General features: G+C 44.6%; 21 protein-coding genes. 11 read left to right on the plus strand and 10 right to left on the minus strand.

Going from position 1 to position 19806, the window contains the following annotated elements; translation table 11 throughout:
* The first annotated feature begins 143 nt into the window (after positions 1-143).
* Positions 144-1364, plus strand: a complete 1221-nt coding sequence (locus tag A7D23_RS13675) for a trypsin-like peptidase domain-containing protein (protein WP_019224635.1) — start codon at positions 144-146, stop codon at positions 1362-1364.
* 17 nt (positions 1365-1381) lie between these two features.
* Here A7D23_RS13675 and A7D23_RS13680 read toward each other — a convergent pair whose 3' ends face one another.
* Positions 1382-2128: a DUF3102 domain-containing protein gene (locus A7D23_RS13680; protein ID WP_019224636.1), complete on the minus strand. Its 747-nt coding sequence runs from the start codon at positions 2126-2128 to the stop codon at positions 1382-1384.
* A 143-nt stretch (positions 2129-2271) separates the two neighbouring features.
* Here A7D23_RS13680 and A7D23_RS13685 point away from each other — a divergent pair, with 143 nt between their 5' ends.
* Positions 2272-2496, plus strand: a complete 225-nt coding sequence (locus tag A7D23_RS13685) for a DUF1659 domain-containing protein (protein WP_019224637.1) — start codon at positions 2272-2274, stop codon at positions 2494-2496.
* 37 nt (positions 2497-2533) lie between these two features.
* Positions 2534-2773 (plus strand): DUF2922 domain-containing protein, encoded by a 240-nt coding sequence (locus A7D23_RS13690; protein ID WP_019224638.1) that lies wholly within the window; start codon positions 2534-2536, stop codon positions 2771-2773.
* A gap of 166 nt (positions 2774-2939) precedes the next feature.
* Here A7D23_RS13690 and A7D23_RS13695 read toward each other — a convergent pair whose 3' ends face one another.
* The gene (locus A7D23_RS13695; RefSeq protein WP_019224639.1) at positions 2940-4124 is read right to left on the minus strand and encodes a pyridoxal phosphate-dependent aminotransferase; all 1185 of its coding nucleotides are present in this window, start codon (positions 4122-4124) and stop codon (positions 2940-2942) included.
* Between the two features lie 201 nt (positions 4125-4325).
* Here A7D23_RS13695 and A7D23_RS13705 point away from each other — a divergent pair, with 201 nt between their 5' ends.
* The 5 genes from A7D23_RS13705 to A7D23_RS13725 all read left to right on the plus strand — a co-directional run bounded on the left by A7D23_RS13705 (position 4326) and on the right by A7D23_RS13725 (position 9520).
* Complete coding sequence (locus A7D23_RS13705) at positions 4326-5504, plus strand: GGDEF domain-containing protein (RefSeq protein WP_019224641.1); 1179 nt, start codon at positions 4326-4328, stop codon at positions 5502-5504.
* A gap of 132 nt (positions 5505-5636) precedes the next feature.
* The gene (locus A7D23_RS13710; protein ID WP_019224642.1) at positions 5637-6311 is read left to right on the plus strand and encodes a response regulator transcription factor; all 675 of its coding nucleotides are present in this window, start codon (positions 5637-5639) and stop codon (positions 6309-6311) included.
* 16 nt (positions 6312-6327) lie between these two features.
* Positions 6328-7806: a HAMP domain-containing sensor histidine kinase gene (locus A7D23_RS13715; protein WP_019224643.1), complete on the plus strand. Its 1479-nt coding sequence runs from the start codon at positions 6328-6330 to the stop codon at positions 7804-7806.
* A gap of 22 nt (positions 7807-7828) precedes the next feature.
* Entirely contained in the window at positions 7829-8344 is a 516-nt protein-coding gene (locus A7D23_RS13720) for a hypothetical protein (protein ID WP_019224644.1), read from the plus strand.
* 333 nt (positions 8345-8677) lie between these two features.
* On the plus strand, positions 8678-9520 hold the full coding sequence (locus A7D23_RS13725) for a DegV family protein (protein ID WP_015044790.1): 843 nt from the start codon (positions 8678-8680) through the stop codon (positions 9518-9520).
* Between the two features lie 107 nt (positions 9521-9627).
* Here the strand turns inward: A7D23_RS13725 and A7D23_RS13730 are convergent, their stop codons facing one another.
* Complete coding sequence (locus A7D23_RS13730) at positions 9628-10581, minus strand: helix-turn-helix transcriptional regulator (protein WP_019224645.1); 954 nt, start codon at positions 10579-10581, stop codon at positions 9628-9630.
* Between the two features lie 233 nt (positions 10582-10814).
* Here A7D23_RS13730 and modA point away from each other — a divergent pair, with 233 nt between their 5' ends.
* From modA to A7D23_RS13745, 3 genes are all read left to right on the plus strand, one after another.
* Positions 10815-11603, plus strand: a complete 789-nt coding sequence (gene modA, locus A7D23_RS13735) for a molybdate ABC transporter substrate-binding protein (RefSeq protein WP_019224646.1) — start codon at positions 10815-10817, stop codon at positions 11601-11603.
* A 279-nt stretch (positions 11604-11882) separates the two neighbouring features.
* Positions 11883-12575 (plus strand): molybdate ABC transporter permease subunit, encoded by a 693-nt coding sequence (modB, locus tag A7D23_RS13740; RefSeq protein WP_019224647.1) that lies wholly within the window; start codon positions 11883-11885, stop codon positions 12573-12575.
* A 5-nt stretch (positions 12576-12580) separates the two neighbouring features.
* A complete protein-coding gene (locus A7D23_RS13745) occupies positions 12581-13252 on the plus strand; it encodes an ATP-binding cassette domain-containing protein (protein WP_026071816.1) in 672 nt (223 codons plus the stop codon).
* A 115-nt stretch (positions 13253-13367) separates the two neighbouring features.
* Here A7D23_RS13745 and A7D23_RS13750 read toward each other — a convergent pair whose 3' ends face one another.
* From A7D23_RS13750 to sleB, 7 genes are all read right to left on the minus strand, one after another.
* Positions 13368-14783 carry a DEAD/DEAH box helicase gene (locus A7D23_RS13750; protein WP_019224648.1) on the minus strand — a complete coding sequence of 472 codons (1416 nt, stop codon included), beginning with the start codon at positions 14781-14783 and terminating at the stop codon, positions 13368-13370.
* 277 nt (positions 14784-15060) lie between these two features.
* On the minus strand, positions 15061-16218 hold the full coding sequence (locus tag A7D23_RS13755) for an ABC transporter substrate-binding protein (protein WP_025206193.1): 1158 nt from the start codon (positions 16216-16218) through the stop codon (positions 15061-15063).
* A gap of 270 nt (positions 16219-16488) precedes the next feature.
* Positions 16489-16755, minus strand: coding sequence for a hypothetical protein (locus A7D23_RS13760; protein ID WP_019224650.1), 267 nt, complete (start codon positions 16753-16755; stop codon positions 16489-16491).
* Between the two features lie 37 nt (positions 16756-16792).
* Complete coding sequence (locus tag A7D23_RS13765; protein ID WP_019224651.1) at positions 16793-17485, minus strand: Crp/Fnr family transcriptional regulator; 693 nt, start codon at positions 17483-17485, stop codon at positions 16793-16795.
* Positions 17467-17604 carry a hypothetical protein gene (locus A7D23_RS16175; RefSeq protein WP_015044780.1) on the minus strand — a complete coding sequence of 46 codons (138 nt, stop codon included), beginning with the start codon at positions 17602-17604 and terminating at the stop codon, positions 17467-17469. Before A7D23_RS16175 ends, A7D23_RS13765 begins: the two co-directional genes overlap by 19 nt.
* A gap of 41 nt (positions 17605-17645) precedes the next feature.
* Positions 17646-19013 carry a PepSY1/2 domain-containing protein gene (locus A7D23_RS13770; RefSeq protein ID WP_019224652.1) on the minus strand — a complete coding sequence of 456 codons (1368 nt, stop codon included), beginning with the start codon at positions 19011-19013 and terminating at the stop codon, positions 17646-17648.
* Between the two features lie 11 nt (positions 19014-19024).
* Positions 19025-19720, minus strand: a complete 696-nt coding sequence (sleB, locus tag A7D23_RS13775; RefSeq protein WP_019224653.1) for a spore cortex-lytic enzyme — start codon at positions 19718-19720, stop codon at positions 19025-19027.
* Between the last annotated feature and the right edge of the window lie 86 nt (positions 19721-19806).

The following is a 19806-nucleotide window of genomic DNA, read 5'->3' on the forward strand; positions in this document are numbered from 1 at the left end:
AGAACGGATTTTTAGGGGCCATTTTTCACAATTCTGTAAACAAAAGTTCACAGGATTGTCATAAATAATGATTACAATAATAAATAATCTGTAACCCGATTATTTTGCATAAGTAAGTTTAATTTAAAAAGGTGGGGAATGACGTGGACTTTAACAACAATAACCATTATAAAGACTATAACGCTTATCATGACTATCCGTACAATGGGGAGCGGCCGCAGAGAAAGAAACCGGGGATCATGGTTATTGCGGTTGTCGCGATCATCAGCGCCTTGTTGGGCGGGACGGCCTCTCTCACTTTAGCCCCGGTAATCTATCCGGAAATCATGAGTATCCAGAACCAGAGCGGCAGTTCGGCTAACACGAATTCACTCGTCACAACCTCGGCGGTCGCGAATACTTCGACGAGTACAGACGGTAATGGCAACACGTATCCGGTGGTAGAAATTTCGAAAAAAATAGGTCCGGCTGTCGTGGGGATTGCCAATTTCCAGAGCGGCGGTAATATATTTGGCCGGTCAAGTGAGCTTGCCGAAGTAGCCAGCGGATCGGGCTTTATTATCGATGCGCAGAAAGGGCTTATTGTGACCAACAATCACGTTATTGAAGATGCCGAGAAACTGGTGGTAAGTCTCGCTGACGGGCGTAATATCACAGGTAAACTCGTGGGAGGAGATGCGCGGACAGATCTGGCCGTTGTTCAAATATCCGCCGACAAACTGACTGCAGTCAGTCTCGGAGATTCCAGCACACTTCAAGTCGGAGAACCTGTGGTTGCGATTGGGAATCCAGGTGGAGAAGATTTTGCCCGCTCTGTGACGACGGGTGTGATTTCAGCGACGAACCGTTTTTTGGAACTGCAGGGAGAAGCAAGTTTTAATCTGATTCAGACCGATGCGGCGATCAACCCCGGAAACAGCGGAGGACCGCTGGTAGATTATCATGGAAAGGTCGTTGGCATTAATGCGGCGAAGAATCAAGACACCGGCTATGAAGGAATGGGCTTTGCGATTCCGATTACGGATGCCTGGCCGACGATCCAACAGCTGATCAAGAAAGGCTATGCTGCTCATCCAGGCATTCTGGTCTCGATCGATGAACGGTATACTGTTGAATGGGCTTCTCAGCAGAGCTGGCCTGCTGGCGCCTATATCTCAGCGGTCTCAACCGGAGGGCCTGCCTATAAAGCCGGGATTCGTGCCGGAGATGTCATTACCAAAGTCAATGGTGTTGAGATCACCAGTTCTCTTGAAATGACCCATGAATTGTTTAAATTTGAGGTCGGAGATACGGTCACCATTACCTATTATCGTCAGGAGAACACAAAAGACGTTAAGGTTACACTGGCAGAATTAAAATCCTGAGCAGCCAGCCTTAAGCTTCACAATTTCTCCTTTATCGATTTGAGCAGAAAGTCCCTCACTTTTTCTTGATACATGGCGTGTGCGTCCGGATTCTTGGCGGCAAACCGCGTCATCTCATAGGCCAGTTCCTTAAATGTTTTGTTCAGGGTGTCGTATAAAAATGCGATTTTGTTGGCTTCCGCCTTGTTATGCGCTTCCGTAAGCCCAGCGCTCATTTTTTCGATATTTTTATAACCGATCCTTTCCTTGAGCTTATCATAGGCCGCCTTCCCGTTCTCAATCTCCTGTTCGAGTTTCTGTTTGGTCTGCTTCAGATGATTCGTTTCAGCCTTCAACTTGTCGCGCTCTGCGGTTAACTCAACATTCTTGCCTTTTTCGTCATCCAGCTTTTGACGGACATCCTCTTTTTCCTGTAGGGCCTGATCCCGTTCCTCAAAGGCCCGGTCTTTGTCCTGCCGGGCTAGTTTCCAGTCATCAACAGCCTTTTTCAACGCTCGCGTGCTCAGGCCTTCGGCATCCATTTCGACAAGGAACTGAGCCCGGTCTTCCGGCGGGAGTCCCAGAAGAATCAGAGCCTGAGAGGAGGTCAAATTCGGCAGTTCCTGCGCCTGCGCGTCGGATTCGGGTAAAGAGGGCTGATTGCTCCCGTAGGCGCTATAAATACGCATAAGCCGATCAGCCGTAATCTGGGAGTAGCTCACCGACTCTTCCAGCCACTTGCCCCATCCGCCATGCGGAAGCAGGTCTTTGGCTTCCTTCAGCACAACGCATGTCCCAAATTATTCAACGTTGAATAATTTGGGACATGCTTCATTTTAATGGTAACTTTTGGACAAGCAAAATCATAAAGTATAGGGACATGCCGGTAAGCACGGCTTGTCCATACGAAAGAAAGGTGGCGAAAGGAATGGCAGTTGTAGCGGTACCTTTGAATTCGGCGCTGGTCGTAGCCTACCAGGAGGGTACTAATTCCGCTGGCGCCCCGATCAGCAGGCAGAAAAGCCTGAGTTATGTACGGCCCGACGCTACGGAACAGGCGCTTTTCGAGGTTGTGCAGGCTTTATTCGGACTGTCGCTGCATCCGGTGCTCGACGTGATACTGCGCAAGAACTTTGAGCTGATCATGGAGTGACCGGCAGGAAAATCCGGGGAGAGGGGGTAAGAAGCCCATGGCCATTACCACAAGCAAAGTGGCAAGGTTAAGTTTTGCCACCGCCGGCGGGAAGACGTTCACCATTACGATTCCTGATCCGCGGGAGGACCTGAATCAGACCGAGGCCCTGGCCGTTATGAATACGATTGTGGAAAGCAATATATTCATGACATCCAGCGGAGCCCTGACAGGTGTACGAGACATCAAGGTCATCGATACGACTACCGATGACTTATATGACCCGCCTCAGGCCTAAGCGCCGGCATCAAAGCCAGCCCTGATGCGACCGCGTTAAACAGAATTTTTGATATTCTGGTGTTACCAAATCAACTGTAAAAGGAGCATCGCTGAATACGAATTCAAGTAATTAGCGATGCTCCTAAATAAGCAATTCTTTTACAAGAGCTCGTTTCGATCAGCTATCAGGATCGGAATTCCTGTACCAGTTTTTCAAACGCAGGAATGGAATTTACAATGGTATCCATACTTACGCAGTAGGAGATCCTGATATGACCGGGACAGCCAAATCCGCTTCCTGGGACAAGCAGTAAATTATATTTAACGGCTCTTTTGACAAATTCAACATCGTCCTCAATCAGTGCTTTGGGGAAAAGGTAAAAGGCTCCCTGTGGTTTGACACATTCAAAACCAAGCGCAGTCAGATGCTCATATAAATAATCTCTTTTCTTTTGATAATCTGCGGTATCTGTTTTGACGTCCAGAGAATCACCGATAACTTTCTGGAACAATCCGGGAGCATTGACAAACCCCAGCGTTCGGTTGCAAAAGCTTAAGGCGTTATTCAGCACGTCAGCGTCTTTAATTCTGCTGCTCGCTGCAATATATCCTATTCTCTCTCCGGCAAGGCCGAGTGATTTACTGAAGGAATTGACAATAATGCTGTTTTCAAAAATCGATAGGATGTTCGGAATTTTCATCCCGTCATAGACAATCTGGTCGTAGGGCTGATCGGAGATAATATAGATGATCGTACTGTATTCGTTTTCTTTTTTCTGCAGGATTTCTTTGATTTGTTCCAGCTTCTCCTTGCTGTAGACAATGCCGGTTGGATTATTCGGGGTATTGATGACAATCGCCTTTGTTTTGGGCGAAACCGCTTTTTCTAGGGCATCCAGGTCCGGCTCGAGTGTCCGGGGATCCGGCGGCACAATGACAGGTTTCCCACCATGGTTATCCGTATAGAAAATATATTCCACAAAATAAGGTGCAAAGATAATTATTTCTTCACCGGGATTCAGAAGTGCTTTCAGGACAACATTCAGCCCACCGGCAGCCCCGACAGTCATAATGATATTATCTTGTGTAAGTCCGATCTGGCTGTCACTCCGGAGCGACTGAGCAATTTTTTCTCTGACTTCGGGATAGCCGGCATTGTTCATGTATTTATGAATTCCTTTATAATTCCCGGTGACATAATTTTTCAGAGATTCAATGACCTCTTCTGGCGGCTCAGAAAAGGGATTGCCCAAACTGAAGTCATAGACGTTTTCGCGTCCATAAATTTTGGCGAGCCTTTCGCCTTCCTCAAACATTGCTCTAATCCAGGAGGCATTCTTTAAATTATTGATTACTTTTTCCGAAAACACGCACATTTCTCCTTTAGGACATTCATATTGTTACTGGTATTATTTTACCTCATTTCATCTTGACAAAAAAGTCTATTTGTTGAAGTCCGGCAAAATGTCCGTATCGATGAAAAAAATGTCAAGAATAAACGAAAACAGGAATATAGAAGAAAATGTCGAATTTTACAGTTAATCAGACGAGAAAAGATTAGAGGGATTAAAATGTTCTATGCCTATTTAAATGATCAGGCTGCAGTCATTATTATTTTATGTTTTTCTTTTCTGAATTTGGCATTTGTATTTACCATGAACAAGGAGAAGAGTTTTTCGGCTCTTTTTGGATTCAGTTTTATTGCGCCGTTTCTCTTGGCGCTGCTTAGTATAGCATATCCTGATATGGTACTGCGTATAAAAGTGCTTCATCATACAAATTTTGCTTTTCTCTGCTTGTTGCTTATACTGATATTATCGTGGCGGTGGAAGAATTACGCTGCATCTGCCGCTTTGAGCGTGATTTTCCCGTTTCTGGTACTTTTCACGGTCATGAATGCGGACCACCTGCCGGTTATTCTGACGATGACGGAATTCTTAGGCGGAGCGGCTGTCGTCCTGGCCGCCGGCATTATTATATTGCTGCATAGATTCCTCGGTGAAAAGCAGATATCATTGACCTGGGGAGTCATATTTATGGGTTTTGGACAGCTGCTCCAATATGAGTTTCCTACCAATTCCTCTTTCTTGATTCCGTTATGTCAGTTTGCCGGGTACCTGCTGTTTTACTGTTATATCCAAAAAACATTAAAGGAGCCGTATCGTTTAAAATTGGCGAACGCTGAAGAGAAGCTAGTGAACATCAATAAAACCATCAACTACGAAGTAAAGAGAAAAATGCTGGAAATGGAATTGCACAATGAACACCTGCTCAACATGGTCCAGAGAGATCCCCTGGTCGATGCATATAATAAAAAGGGGATTATGAATTATTTTAAAAACCTGATTGATGATCCCAAGACAGGCGAATTCACTCTCATGCTTTTTGACATTGATAATTTTAAAAGCATTAATGATAACCGGGGACATGTCGTCGGGGACATGGTTCTCAAAAAGGTCGTAAGTATTGCCAAGGAAAATATCAGGGAGTTTGACATACTTGGTCGTTACGGCGGAGATGAGTTCCTGGTCATTTTGCCGAAAACTAAAATAACGGATGCCCTGATTATTGCCGAACGGTTCAGAAAGAGAGTCAGTGAAGAACCGGATATTTCGGTTTCTATTGGATTGGCTGCTTATCCGGAAGATGGCAGGACAGCCCAGAATCTGATTGAGACCGCCGATGCTGGCCTGTATCAGTCCAAAAGGGTCGGTAAGAACGCAATAAACCATGTCGGCTCAAAGATCTGAATTTTCACAGAATATTAATCGGTTGTTCACGAAATGTACACATTCATTCCTTAGAATATCATCCAGGGATACAATCCCTCCTGAGACAAATAGAATCATGGACTGTTGGGAAAACCTAAAGGGGGTTAGGCAATGAATGCAGGGAATATACTTATCGCAGACGATGAAGCCAGAATGAGGAAACTGGTTGCTGATTTTTTAAAAAAGGAAGGGTATACCGTCATCGAAGCGGAAGATGGGAAACAGGCCCTGGATATTATTCATTCTGGACAGCATATCAGCCTGGCTATCCTGGATGTCATGATGCCCGAGACGGATGGATGGACGGTATGCAGGGAAATCCGAAAGAGCGGCCAGACTCCGGTCATCATGCTGACGGCAAGATCTGAGGAATCGGATGAGCTGTTCGGTTTTGATCTGGGCGCAGATGAATATATTACGAAACCTTTCAGTCCGCTGATCCTGGTCGCGCGGGTGCAGGCCCTTCTTCGCAGAACCAGCGATCCGAAGGCTAGCGTTAAAAACCTTGACGGCCTGGAGATTGATAAAAACAGGCGAGTTGTAAGTATTGACGGAGAACGGGTAGATTTAAGCCCGAAGGAATATGAACTGCTTTTATATCTGGTAGACAATGAAAGCCTGGCTGTATCGAGGGAACAGATCTTGAATTCAGTCTGGGATTACGATTATTATGGCGACGCCAGAACTGTGGACACCCATATCAAACGGTTAAGGTACAAATTAGGGATCAAAGGAGACTTTATTCAAACCGTCAGAGGACTGGGATACAGATTTGAGATAATCTGAATTTGAGGTAATTCTAATGAAATCATCAATCAAACTAAAACTATTCACTGCCATAAGTTGTCTGACCCTATTGTATGTTTTGCTTTCGTGGTTTTTAAATGACCAGTTTCTTGCGAAGTATTACTACTTGAACAAGGAAAGCACCTTGAAGGAGTACTACCATGAGATCAATGAAAACTATGATGGCGAGCCGTTCGATATTTTACTCAATCTGGAGAAAATTGAGAGGACCGAGGGCCTGAACATTACGATTCTTGATTCATCCATGTATATCAAATATATTTCTTCATTAAAAGAAGAAGAATTTTTTCATGAGCCATTCAAAAAGCCTGGAGGCTCGGATTATTCGTTTATTCCTGATATTACCATCCTTAAAGATGCCCAGAATTCCACGCAGCCTGTGATTGTTAAATCCACTGACCGCAGACTGAATTCCGATTTTATTAATCTGGTTGGACGGTTAAATAACGGAGACTATCTGTACCTAAACACTCCGGTCGTCGCGATCGAGGAAAGTGCGGCAATTGCCAATAAGTTTTCTCTTATTACGGGTTTGTTTATTATGGTTATCGGGGTGCTGATCGTATTTTTCTTTACAAATAGATTTACCAAACCCATCCTTCGTCTGAATGAGATCGCCCAGGCCATGGTCAAACTGGATTTTGGCAAAAAATACCCAGTGCGGACCTACGACGAAATTGGCGAACTTGGGTCAAGCATTAACTCGCTTTCCACCCAATTGGAGAAATCGATCAATGAACTCCGGCAGGCCAATGAAAAGCTCATGGAGGATATCGAAAGAGAAAGAAAAATAGACGACATGAGAAAAGAATTTATTTCCAATGTTTCACATGAGCTAAAGACGCCGATTGCACTGATCCAGGGTTATGCCGAGGGACTCAAGGTCAATGTCAATGAAAGTGAAGAGGATAAAGACTTCTATTGTAATGTGATCATTGATGAAAGCGCCAAGATGAATAAGCTTGTCAAACAGCTCCTGGAGTTATCGCAGATCGATGCGGGCTACACCCGGCTGGAAAAAACAGATTTTGACTTAAACGAACTGGTTGAATTTGTCCTCAGAAAGAATATGCTGCCGATCAAAGAGAAAAATATTCAGCTGACCCAGGAAATTCAGGATAAATTTACGGTTAATGCCGATATCGACAGGATTGAACAGATCATCGTGAACTATCTGGTCAATGCGATCAATCATGCAGACCAGCGCAAAGAAATTAATGTCAAGCTCGAAAAAACAGGACAAAAAGCCAGAGTAAGCGTTTTCAACTCCGGCACTCCCATTCCGGAAGAAGCTCTGGATAAGATTTGGACCAGCTTTTATAAGGTGGACAAAGCAAGAACCCGCTCTTATGGCGGCACAGGCCTTGGCTTGTCGATCGTCCGGGCCACTCAGGAACAGCATGGCAATGCATATGGGGTTCAAAACGTGGAAAATGGCGTCGAGTTTTGGTTTGAAGTAGATCTAGCGGAATAACCAAGAAAAGAGGAATTTGTGAGTGAAAAAGAAGTTATTAGTTGTGGGACTTGTTACCTTACTGATCGTGTTGACAGGGTGTTCGGCAAGTACTTCTTCGACGGCGACGGACGACACGGTAACAGCACAGATGGAAAGCACACAGACCGAGGGAGTCCGGCCAACCCGGCAGATGGATTTACTCGGAAAAGTGGTCAGTGTGGGTGAAAAACAACTGATTGTCGCAGAACTGCAATCTTCGGATTCTTCACAAAGCGAACAGAAAGCAGCTCCGCTGGAACAAGGAGATACGAGTGCAGGAACTTCGCCGGCACGGGAAATGAATGATAAGGCGACCGGAATGAACTATACAATTGTCATTGCTGAAGATACACCAATTTTTAGTAGAACGGCGGGCGCAGATAGCGCTCAGGAAACCAGCATTAATCTGAGTGATTTAAAAGCAGGCGATATCCTGAGAATATGGGTGAAAGAACTGAATACTTCAGAAGAATCCAACGCAGTATACGTGGAATTAACGTCGCAGCAAACGACGTAAGTCAGAATATGCTTTGCGAGAAGGATTTTGGTTTGTTTGAATCAAAAAACTGAGGGATGTATCCAATCAGAAGGATGCATCCCTTTTAACACCGATTTATCCCAAAACGGATTGCTTGCTTTTAAAGGGATAATGGCGGAATATAGAGAATAATACAAACGGACAAACGTATGAGCTTAAGTTTATCATTGTCAGAGGTGCCCGGGTCGGGGAATCCGATGTTGCGCCAGTGAATCTTCCGTGATTGATATATTGGGATGATATGGAGAGATATAAGAAGAGACATATAAAGAGATGGAACAGATTATATTTCAAGAGAGAGTAGGATGAAGTATGAAAAAAATTGCTTTGGTCACTGACAGCACTGCGGATTTGCCGGACGAACTATCGAAAAAATGTCTGGCCCATGTTATTCCTCTTAAAATTCTATTTGGGGAAAAAAGTTTTGTGGATGGAGAAATTAGCCCCAAAGAATTTTATCGATGTCTAGAACAGGAAGAAGAGCTTCCGAAAACCTCTCAGCCTTCCCCGGAACAGTTTGTTTCGTTATACTCGATGCTTCTTGAAGAATATCAGGAGGTTATTTCCATTCATATTTCTTCCGGCTTAAGCGGTACGTTGAACGCGGCCCATCTGGCCAAAGAGAAAATAAAAGGTGCCATTCATCTAGTGGATTCTAAGACCATAAGCCTCGGTCTGGGCTTGATGGTAATGGAGGCATCCAAAGCTATCAAAGAGGGTTTGGAATCAGTTCAAGTTTTGGATAAGCTTCAACAGGCCAGAAATAGCATTGAAACGCTTTTTACCTTAAATACGCTGGAATACCTCCAAAAAGGCGGAAGAATCGGCAGGGTATCAGGGTTTATGGGGACACTGCTGAATATCAAACCGGTAATCCGGGTAGGTGATGACGGAGTTTACCAGAATTTTGGCAAAGTCCGGAGTCAGGAGAAAGCTTTAAAAAGCATTGTCAAGGCATTTCAGGACTTCGCTGGGAAAAGGACAAATATTAAATTTGCCGTTGCGCATGGAGCGGCTCCCCAGGCAGGACTATATTTGAAAGAAGAACTGGAGAATGCTTTTCAAAAACCGGCTGAGATGTTTGCGCAGGTTGGAGCCGTAATAGGTGCCCATACAGGACCGGGAACAGTTGGAGCAGCTATCCAGCTGGAGTAACCAGGTGACAATACGATATCTGTTTAGTAAATTTTCAAGAGAAAAGACTTCCTGCTGCCTTTTCGAAAGGCAGCAGGAAGTCTTTTCTCTTTTTTTATATGTTTTGACTACCCCATCATTTCGCCCATCCGCGAGACATCATAGCCGCCTAATCCCTTGATTTCCTTGCGGTAGGCTTCAGAACGGATAATAGCCAGCAGGGCCTGGAAATGTGGTTTATTCAGGTCTTCCTGGCGCATCACGAGGTCATATCTTTCCGTTTTTAGTGGAATAAAGTCAAGACCTGACACCTGCATAGCTGCTTTTTCAATGCCAAGCCCTACATCGGCTTCTCCCCGCGCAACTTTGCTGGCCACGGCCATATGGCTCATTTCTTCATCGTAGTAGCCATTGATCAAGTGATGTGGGATACTCTCAATACGCAATTTTTCATCAAGCAAGACTCGGGCTCCCGACCCGCGTTCGCGGTTAATAAACCGGACGTCCGGTCTGATCAGGTCTTTCCAGGATGTAATATCTTTAGGATTGCCACGGGAAATATAAAAGCCTTCCTGGCGATAGACCAGATTAATCACGATTGTTTGGTGTCCGGGCATAAGTCTTCGGATATAAGGAAGATTATAATCATCGGCATCACTGTCCCAGAGATGGACAGTAGCAATGTTGGCTTCACCCCTGTAGAGTGCCAGCAGACCATCAATGCTGCCGATATAGCTTCTTAAGAATTTGATATTCGGGTATTGTTTCAAAAGGTGACGGGTTAGAATATCCAGTATGATATCTTGGCCGCAAATAACGACCGTATCCGATATAGAGACATCAGGAGAACGGACGGATTCTGAAGAGTGCTCTAAGACTGGATAAGTAAAGACGTCGGTCGTCATTGAGGCACCTTTGCTTTTCTGAATATAGGCTTCGATATCCTTGTCCTCTACTCTTACCTTACGTCCAACCCGGTATGCAGCAAGATCCCCGCGTTTGATCAATTCATAGACGGTATACTTGGATATTTTAAGTTTCTGGGCTACTTCTTCAGGGGTATAGGAAGTGCTTTCAAGCAATGCCAGTCACCTCAATTTTAAAATAATATCATTTTATTATATCACAGGACAAAACAGTACTCAAAATGAAAGAACAAAACAATTATATTGGTCTATATTGGTTTTCAATTAATATTGAAGGGCCGAGTTATATATTGTATAATCATTTATATTAGTTTAATTGGCTTATGTTTGTTTATCTTGGATGGAGATAGGAAAGCAAACATATCATTTATTTTTAGGAGGAAAATTTAATGAAAAAAATGGGTGGAATTCTGATTGCGGTTTTGGTTTCATGTTTGGTACTTGTTGGCTGCAGCAGTTCGGGTAGTTCAGCAAATCGTACTGAACAAAAAGAAACGGTTCCGGTGGAGATTCTTGTATCAGCAGCAGCCAGTTTAAAAGATGCCATGACGGAAATAGAAACACAGTACGAAGGAAAAAACGCAGGGATTAATCTGACGATTAACTATGGTTCATCTGGTTCTTTGCAGCAGCAGATTGAGCAAGGTGCGCCGACTGATTTATTTATTTCAGCAGGAAAAAAACAAATGGATGCATTGGAAAAAGGGAATCTTTTAGCGGAAGAGACCCGGATTGACCTGCTTGGGAACGATCTTGTGCTGATTGCAGGGAAAAATAATGAAGATATTACCAGTTTTCAGGACCTTGCCAAGGCAAACAAAATCAGTATTGGTACTCCGGACAGTGTACCGGCAGGGAAATATGCTCAGGAAGCTTTAACCAGTATGAAATTATGGGACACGCTGCAAGCCAAATTGGTTCTGGCCAAAGATGTCATACAAGTACTGACATACGTAGAAAGCGGGAACGTTGATGCTGGTATTGTCTATCAATCTGATGCTCAGGGATCCGATAAAGTAAAAGTCGTTGCAGTTGCACCGGCTGACAGCCATAGCACCATTGTTTATCCTGCGGCTGTAATTGCCGGTACCAAGAATCTGACTGAAGTGAAGGATTTCTTAAGTTACTTAAGCAGTGGAGATGCTCAACAAATTTTTGGAAAATACGGTTTCAAATAAACAAATAAGAAGAATCATCAACATTCAGTGGAATTTGACAGCATGATAAATATTTAGTTGTTGATATTTAGTTGTTTTATATCTAAATAATAGGTATGATAATACATGCCCGAAATAAATATATTAAATTATCAAATTATGGCGAGCAGATTTTTAGTAGTAAAGGAGCGGTATGTTAACGCAGTATTGCTTAAAATCTGCTGTCATGTATTTCATATTTTGGCTTGATAGAGTACAGTAAATAGGATATTTGTTCTGCACGGATCAGGAGAGACGCTAATGAGCTTTGACTACACACCAATTATCTTATCCCTAAAAGTTGCAACGGCAGCAGTTATCATTGTTGTCTTGTTGGGGATCCCTTTAGCCGGTCATATGGCCAGACGAAATTTTCCGGGGAAGGATCTGGTAGAGGCTTTTGTCACTTTGCCGCTGGTTCTTCCTCCTTCGGTCGTTGGCTTTATCCTGCTTTGGCTGTTCGGTAAGAATGGGCCTTTAGGTCAATTTTTGACCGGTGTTTTTCATGTCAGCGTCGTGTTCAATCTGGCTGGAGCAGTCATTGCTGCGGCTGTAGTATCATTCCCTATGATGTATCAATCGACGAAAGCTGCAATGGAGGGAGTCGACAAAACGCTGGAGAATGCTGCCCGTACCTTGGGTGCAGGTGAGCTGCGCGTTTTTCTTACCATCACGATCCCGCTTTCCTGGCCGGGTATTGTCTCGGGGTTCATCCTATCCTTTGCGCGTTCTCTTGGAGAATTCGGAGCCACACTAATGATCGCAGGCAATATTCCCGGAAAAACACAAACCATGCCGATTGCGATTTATATGGCCAATGAAGGCGGGGATACTGCAACGGCGATGATTCTGGTTGTGATCATGACGGTATTCAGCTTCTTAGTGATCTTTTGGCTGAACCGTTGGTCAAAAAGGCAGCAAAAAGGATTTATTCAGGAAGAGGGGAGTGAGTAAGTAAGATGCTAAAGGCTAAATTTAATTTAACGCTTCGTCATTTTGAGCTTGAGGCCGAATTAGAAGCTGAAAATGAAATTCTGGTCCTTGTTGGACCCTCAGGCTCGGGAAAAACGACGATCTTAAAATGCCTGGCCGGACTGAAAGCTCCTTCCCAGGGGATCATTCAAATCAACGATCGTATCGTCTACTTCTCGGAGAATAAAATTAATTGTCCTTCAAAAGAGAGAAGGGTGGGATACGTATTCCAGGAGTATGCCTTGTTTCCTCATATGTCGGTCAGAAGAAATATCTTGTACGGAGTAAGCAAGGAAAAGCGTCATGCCAAACCGCGGGCTGCTGAGGAGATGATGGAGATGCTTGGTATTCTTCACCTCCAGAACCGTTATCCTCAGCATATTTCGGGAGGAGAAAAGCAACGGGTCGCTTTGGCCAGGGCATTAATGACCGAACCTGAGATCATGCTGCTTGATGAGCCTTTGTCAGCTCTTGACCAGGAAACGAGAAGCGGGCTGCAGCAGGAGCTAAAGAAAATCCAAAGCCAGTGGAAAATTCCTTTTGTTTTGGTTACCCATGATCTTGCTGAAGCAGAACTGCTGGGGGATCAGATCATCCGCATAGACAGGGGCCAAAGCATTTCCAATAGAAGACAAAGCTTTGGAGACATTAAAGGCTAAACCCTGTCACCTGTTCTTGAATAAATCGCAAAATCCTTCCCGCTAAAAACGGAAAGGATTTTTTATATGTTGCCAAAATGTTTATGAATTGTAAACCATCTTATGGGTTATTCGTTTAGAATTTCCGTTTCGGAAACCTTGAAGGATATTTGCTGTTATCGCGGTTTCGGTGGAATCCTTGCTGCTGGTCAAACCTGCGGGGCTGCCTACTGCGCAAAGGCGCTTCCTCGGTCAGCACGATCGGAGCAGTACTTGGCTCCTTTGTCAGCAGCTTCAGTGCAGCGGATAACAAAGTGATGGAATCGTTGTCCTCCAACAGTTCCTCCGCCATTTCCTTGTAGCGTAAAATATCTTCGTCCTCGGCCGCTTTAAGAATTTTATCCATGGTCAGGCGCTGCTGACCGACAAGTACGTCGTTAAAGGTCGGCAGAGGCTTGCGCGTAATTCTTCTTTTGGCGACCTGCTCAATCAGTCTTAAATGGCCGATCTCTCTTGGAGTAACAAATGTAATCGCCTGTCCGCCTTTGCCGGCCCTGCCAGTACGTCCGATTCTGTGGACATAACTTTCTGGATCCTGGGGAACGTCAAAATTGTAGACGTGCGTCACGCCGCTAATATCGAGACCTCTGGCCGCAACGTCCGTAGCAACCAGAATCTCCGTTAAACCTTCTTTAAAATGACGCATTACCATATCGCGCCTGGCCTGGGTCAGGTCGCCGTGGATTCCCTCCGCGGAATAACCTCTTTTGCTTAAAGCCTCAAACAGCTCATCGACCCGCCGCTTTGTCCGTCCAAAGACAATGGCCAGATCGGGAGACTGAATATCCAACAGGCGGCAGAGTACATCAAACTTTTGTTTTTCCTGGACTTCCACGTAACACTGTTCGATTTGAGGAACTATGATCTCTTTGGTTTTCATGCTGATATATTCCGGATTCTGCATAAAGCGCTGGGCCAGATCCAGAATCGATTTTGGCATCGTTGCAGAGAAAAGCAGCGTCTGCCTTTGTTCGGGAACTTCCTTCAGAATGTTTTCAATATCTTCCACGAAACCCATACTGAGCATTTCGTCTGCTTCATCAAGCACGACCGTTTCAACCTGTTGAAGACGGATGGTTCTTCTTCTCATATGGTCCATCAGCCGTCCGGGAGTCCCCACAATAATCTGCGGCCGGTTCCGCAGAGACCGGATCTGCCGGTCAATATCCTGTCCGCCGTAAATTGGCAGGGACCGGACATCTTTAAACTGACCAATACGGTTCAGTTCTTCAGCTACCTGGATAGCTAGTTCCCGGGTTGGTGTGACCACAAGGGCTTTGATACTTTCTCTGTCAGGATTCATACGCTCAATCATCGGAATTCCGAAAGCGGCTGTCTTGCCAGTTCCGGTCTGAGCCTGCCCGATAATATCCTTGCCTTCCAGCACAAGCGGAATCGTTCTCTCCTGAATCGGTGTGGTCTCTTCAAAGCCCATTTCAGAAATAGCTTTGGTCAGTACACTACTAAGGCCTATTTCAAAGAAATTTGACATGTAAATGGTTCTCCTTTTTTATCGTGTTTACTATTTTATTATGACAAAAACTGCTTCATATCATTTATTCATTTTTATAAATAATAAATGAAAAAGCAATCGTTATAATATCTAATCAAATCTATCTAAACATTTTAACACATAACTGAAAAACAGGGAAGTTAAATACAACTGTTGAAAGAAATAGGAAACAGAATTACAGAAAAATAGAAGTATAAAAGAATAGAGAACTGCCTTCTTTCATTACTCTATCTATAATTACGTTCACAAATTTCCTTTATTGAAGATCCACGCGAGCAGCAAATACTTTTTGGCCTCCCACAAACTTCAAGATGGCAGCACTTTTCTCAGGATTATGGGTTGCAGGATTCACGGTGATTGTACCGGTGATTCCTTGAAAATCTGTCAGGTTCTCGAGGGCTTCCCTGATCTTTTCCGTATCCATGCTGTTCGCCTGCTCAATGGCTGTGATGATCATGTTCGCAGCGTCGTAACCAAGTGCGGCAAACATATCAGCATCCTGACCGTATTCCTTTTTGTAAGCAGCTGCAAAGTCTGCCAGGACTGGATCATCCAAAGCGACCTGATCTACATAATAAGCGTTGTTCAGCGCGGTTTTGCCGGCAATATCGCTAATCGGCCCTGTTCCCCAGCCATCACCGCCGAGGAAGACCGTGTCAAGTCCCATTTCACGGGCCTGCTTTATGATGGCCCCGGCTTGATTGGCCCATCCGGGGACAAAGATCACATCAGGGTCTTGAGCTTTAATTTCTGCAAGCATGACCCGGAAATCTGTATCCTGGCCGAAAGTGTATTCTTCGGAAGCGACAATTTGTTTGCCTGCTTTTTCAAAAGTATCCTGAAAACCTACTGCCAGACTCTTGGCATAGGTGCCGTTCTGATCAATAATCAGCGCGGCTTTGGACACATTCAGTGTGTTCAGCACATAGGATGCAGCGATTTCCCCTTGGAAAGTGTTGATAAAGCAGCTCCGGAACACCCATTTGTTCAGCCCTTCATCGCCGACGGTAATGCTTTCGTCTGTGCTGGTCGGCGTAATCAGCAGTACATTGTTGGCGGACGCAACAGGGATTGCTGCAAGCGTATTCGCATTCGTCATCGAACCGATGATCGCGATGACTTTATCCTGTGTAACCAGTTTGGTGGTCGCTGCGGTTGATTCGGCAGCATTGGACTGATTGTCGGCACTGATGTATTCAATTTGACGTTTAAGTACGCCTCCATTTTCATTCGCTTCTTTGATTGCCAGCTTCGCCCCGTTTTCACCCATGATTCCAAACTCGGCAATTTCTCCGGTTAATTCAAAATTGCCGCCGATTTTTATTTTTGCTGTTTTTGGAGCATTGCAGCCGGATACAAGCATCAGACATAGTCCTGTAATCAAGGTGGCAGAACAGATTTGTTTAAATTTCATATCTTCTGATCCTCCTACGTTTCCAACCATTTTAATCGTATAGTTTATTGAGGAAAGTGTCAATAAGAGAATCAGTTTAACAATGAAGTTGCTTTTTACGATGTTCCTCAGCGCACAAGCAAAATTTAAGCTATTACTTTGTCGAGCAGGTTTTTTGTTTTTTCCATTGTCCAACCAGCAAAACTCCGGCAGTAATCAAAGCAATCTAAAAAGAGACTTTAACCAAAGTTAAAGTCTCGCTAACAACTAAGTTGCCTCTGGACCGGGACATCATCTGTCCGTAATGACGGTCTTGAGTATATTTTGATTGTCTCTTAGCTGTTTCAGATAAGCCTGGGCTTCATTTTCTGTCAAGAATACTTCAACCCGGTCGTCCCCGATTTCAGCATCATCCCAGGTAAGAAATCTATCCTGCGAGAGTTTGGTGATATTCCAGCAAGTATCAGCATCGTTGTCCTTAAAGACAGTTGTTGTACTTGCAAGCATATGGCCATAATCCTCGAAGCCAAATGTTCTTGCAAAGGTGTCCTTCGTCATCACAACACTCCTTCAGGTATCGTTTAAATCAACAACTTCATTCGCTAAATTTTTTTAAAACCTCATAATCTTTTATTTTAATCGCTGTACTGTGGAAATCGATCATTCCTTCGTCTCTCATTTTGCAGAGTTCACGGGAAAGGGAAGGGCGGGAGACGTTAATGAAATCGGCCAAATCATTCCGGTTGAGGTTTAATTGAAAGGTATGATTGCCGGTCTTCTTGTACTCATCGAGTAAATAGGTGCTGACCTTGCCCCGGAGACTCTTGATTGAAAGGTACTCTACCTTTTTATTGAGCATTAATGCCCTGTTCGATAAGACCTTCAGCATATTCATGATCAATTTCTTATGGCTGATGCATACTTTCTCACAGCAGCCGACAATTTTGTCCTGTGGAAAAAACATCACCGTACAGCTTGATTGGGCGATGACTGTGACCGGCCAGGACTTTGTACCGGAATAGGCGGCCATTTCTCCGAACATTTCTCCGGGGCCAAGAATACTGATTAAAACCCTGTTCCCGGAAACCGTTTCTTTGGTGGAGGAAACATTCCCGCTCAAAACTACACCAATTTTGGAGAGCGTTTCCCCAGCTAAGGTCAGGCATTCATTCTTTTTATAATCATGAATTTTTATATTCATACAATGAAGAATACCAAGAATTTCGCTGGGTTCAATCTTGTCAAACAGCGCACAGCTGCTCAACGGCTTTAGCCATTTTTCATACATGTCCCACACACCTCTGAATCGATATCCTGTAGCGCATCTTTCATTTTTGTCAGGATTTCTGTGACCATACCGGCGGATTCTTTGCTTTGGGCTGCCGGTTTGCGCATTTTTTTATACAAGAATTATAACCTTTTTGGCGGTGTATTTCCAGTGATTTACCTTACTCCAGATATTCTCCCCGTGGAGTTTGGATAACCCGCTGGATTTTTTCCTCGTACCCACTGACCGCATTGATATAGATCATGAATTCCTCCCCGCCTTTTTTTACTCGGAATTCATAACAGAAAGCTTCGGGCCAGCCGGGAAGGGATATGACGACCAGCCTGTACTCCTGGATGGAGACGTCAGAACGAAGACGAGATTTGGCCTGATCCATCGTGATTTCAGGCAGAAGCGTGCGTTTATGGTGAAACAGCCAGTACGATGTTGCATCATAACCTATTATTCTGCCGTTGTCTTTGGCAACAATCAGCCGGATTTTATCAGGATAGATTCGAATGCCTTGTTCTTCAACGACTGCGTCCAGCTGTATCGTTCCGCCAAAATCATTGACTGAAGTCTGAACAAGATTCTTCCATCCAAGATTTTGTAAAGTTTTCAAGGCCCGAGATGCTGTATTGTCTGCATCAAATCGCTGCAGACCAAGCGCTCTTTCATCCCGGAAGTACGTGATCACACCGCCTTTTTTAGCCACGTCGACCGTAGTGCTGCTAAATTTGAAAACATAAACGCTGAAAGTACCGTTGGAGATGCCGGAAGACTGCGGATCAACGTTCGTATAGCCAAGGGTCTGCAAAAAATCAGTGGCTGCAGCTTTTGCTTCCGTCTCTGTTACGGTCTTTTCAGGCAGACCAAGCGGTTCCGACACAAAATGCGTATCCGCCTGACCCTCATAAGAATATGGGGGGTATTTCTGCAGGCTGGAATCAAGCTGCTCAAGACCAGAGCTGACTGAGTCAGGGACTGTAGCAGCACCTTCTTCTCCAATGGCTGAGGCAGGAGCAGCATTGGAAAAATTAGTTGAAGCACTCCGCTTATTTTTACTGAGCCAGGAAATATTTTCTGTACTAAGACTGACGTTGAGTTCTTGAACGGTCCGGTTAACAGAAATAAGCCTTTCCTGCATATTGGTCAGCGTTTTTTCCTGAGAAGCATTCATCTGCTCACCTTTGGCAATCTGCTGCGTCATCAGATGGGCATATTCGCCGATTTGATTCAGAAACTGATCGACATAATTTAACCCGTATTCATCTGACGGCAGCAGAGAGAGATCCTTCACGGCCGTTCCACTCTGCTGCCAGGATTGGCTTAAATACAATACCTGCTGGGTCGGGGTCCCTGCAGCCCTGCTTTTGGCCAGAGTGGTTTCCAAACCGTCAAGGTGAGTCACCAGGTCGGCAAAAGATCTTTGATATTGGTTTTCGGCAGCGAGGTCCAAACTTTCAGCTCTTTGGAATTGATTCACCCCCCAGATCAGAGAGAGCGCGAGCCCCGCAGCTAAAGCCCACGGCCAAAATCTTTTCTTCATAGTTTTTCCTCCTAACGACAAAAGATGTGTTTGCCAATTTGAATAATTTGAGGTCGTGACCAGATATAATTGTTGCTTGTCTTGGCAGGGTTAAAAAAGAATAATGCTCCGTAGGCAGGGTCTGTTCCGTGTAACGCTTCATATACTGCGTTATAGGCCGAAGGAACAGGCTCATTCCAAATGGACCCATCTGCTACTGGAGAAAAAGCACCGGGTTGGTAAATAACATCTGGAATCGTATTTGGAAATGAGGAACTTTGGATACGGTTTAACACAACAGAGGCAACGGCAATTTGTCCGCGATAGGGCTCTCCTTTAGCTTCGGCACTGACCAGACGGGCTAAAAGATTAATATCCGAATTCTTATATCCAATCGCTGTGCCGCCGACTGTCACACTTTCCCCTGTCAAGCGTTTGAGCTCACGTATGGTTCTGGTTCCGGCTATACCATCTGCGCCTAGTCCGTGTTCTTTTTGAAACAAACGGACCCTGGCCTCGGTTTGACGTCCATAGATTCCGTCAATTGAACCGATCACATATCCCAGCATAGACAGCCTTTTTTGGAGTTCCGCTACCTCCGGCCCGCGGGATCCGCGTGAAAGATTGCGGTCTCCCAAGGCAGCATTGCTCAAGGAGGATGCACACAGCATGAGGGTCATCACTACAACAAGAATTCTTTTATACGTTGGATGGGGAGATAATGACATACAACCACCTCATGATTCTTTTTTTCCATAGTCTGGCTTAAGATACCGAATATTATCCGCTTTCCCATATTTTGAAGTCATATGTT

The organism is Dehalobacter sp. TeCB1, from assembly GCF_001707455.1.
Taxonomy (GTDB): Bacteria; Bacillota; Desulfitobacteriia; order Desulfitobacteriales; family Syntrophobotulaceae; genus Dehalobacter; species Dehalobacter restrictus.

What these genes read in the sequence shown, in the direction of transcription:
- A7D23_RS13685 (WP_019224637.1), top strand. Translation starts at nt 2,272, where the DNA reads ATGGCAGTTGTAGCGGTACCTTTGAATTCGGCGCTGGTCGTAGCCTAC.
- A7D23_RS13690 (WP_019224638.1), top strand. Translation starts at nt 2,534, where the DNA reads ATGGCCATTACCACAAGCAAAGTGGCAAGGTTAAGTTTTGCCACCGCC.
- A7D23_RS13705 (WP_019224641.1), top strand. Translation starts at nt 4,326, where the DNA reads ATGTTCTATGCCTATTTAAATGATCAGGCTGCAGTCATTATTATTTTA.
- A7D23_RS13710 (WP_019224642.1), top strand. Translation starts at nt 5,637, where the DNA reads ATGAATGCAGGGAATATACTTATCGCAGACGATGAAGCCAGAATGAGG.
- A7D23_RS13715 (WP_019224643.1), top strand. Translation starts at nt 6,328, where the DNA reads ATGAAATCATCAATCAAACTAAAACTATTCACTGCCATAAGTTGTCTG.
- A7D23_RS13725 (WP_015044790.1), top strand. Translation starts at nt 8,678, where the DNA reads ATGAAAAAAATTGCTTTGGTCACTGACAGCACTGCGGATTTGCCGGAC.
- modA (WP_019224646.1), top strand. Translation starts at nt 10,815, where the DNA reads ATGAAAAAAATGGGTGGAATTCTGATTGCGGTTTTGGTTTCATGTTTG.
- modB (WP_019224647.1), top strand. Translation starts at nt 11,883, where the DNA reads ATGAGCTTTGACTACACACCAATTATCTTATCCCTAAAAGTTGCAACG.
- A7D23_RS13745 (WP_026071816.1), top strand. Translation starts at nt 12,581, where the DNA reads ATGCTAAAGGCTAAATTTAATTTAACGCTTCGTCATTTTGAGCTTGAG.
- A7D23_RS13750 (WP_019224648.1), bottom strand. Translation starts at nt 14,783, where the DNA reads ATGTCAAATTTCTTTGAAATAGGCCTTAGTAGTGTACTGACCAAAGCT.
- A7D23_RS13755 (WP_025206193.1), bottom strand. Translation starts at nt 16,218, where the DNA reads ATGAAATTTAAACAAATCTGTTCTGCCACCTTGATTACAGGACTATGT.
- A7D23_RS13760 (WP_019224650.1), bottom strand. Translation starts at nt 16,755, where the DNA reads ATGACGAAGGACACCTTTGCAAGAACATTTGGCTTCGAGGATTATGGC.
- A7D23_RS13765 (WP_019224651.1), bottom strand. Translation starts at nt 17,485, where the DNA reads ATGTATGAAAAATGGCTAAAGCCGTTGAGCAGCTGTGCGCTGTTTGAC.
- A7D23_RS13770 (WP_019224652.1), bottom strand. Translation starts at nt 19,013, where the DNA reads ATGAAGAAAAGATTTTGGCCGTGGGCTTTAGCTGCGGGGCTCGCGCTC.
- sleB (WP_019224653.1), bottom strand. Translation starts at nt 19,720, where the DNA reads ATGTCATTATCTCCCCATCCAACGTATAAAAGAATTCTTGTTGTAGTG.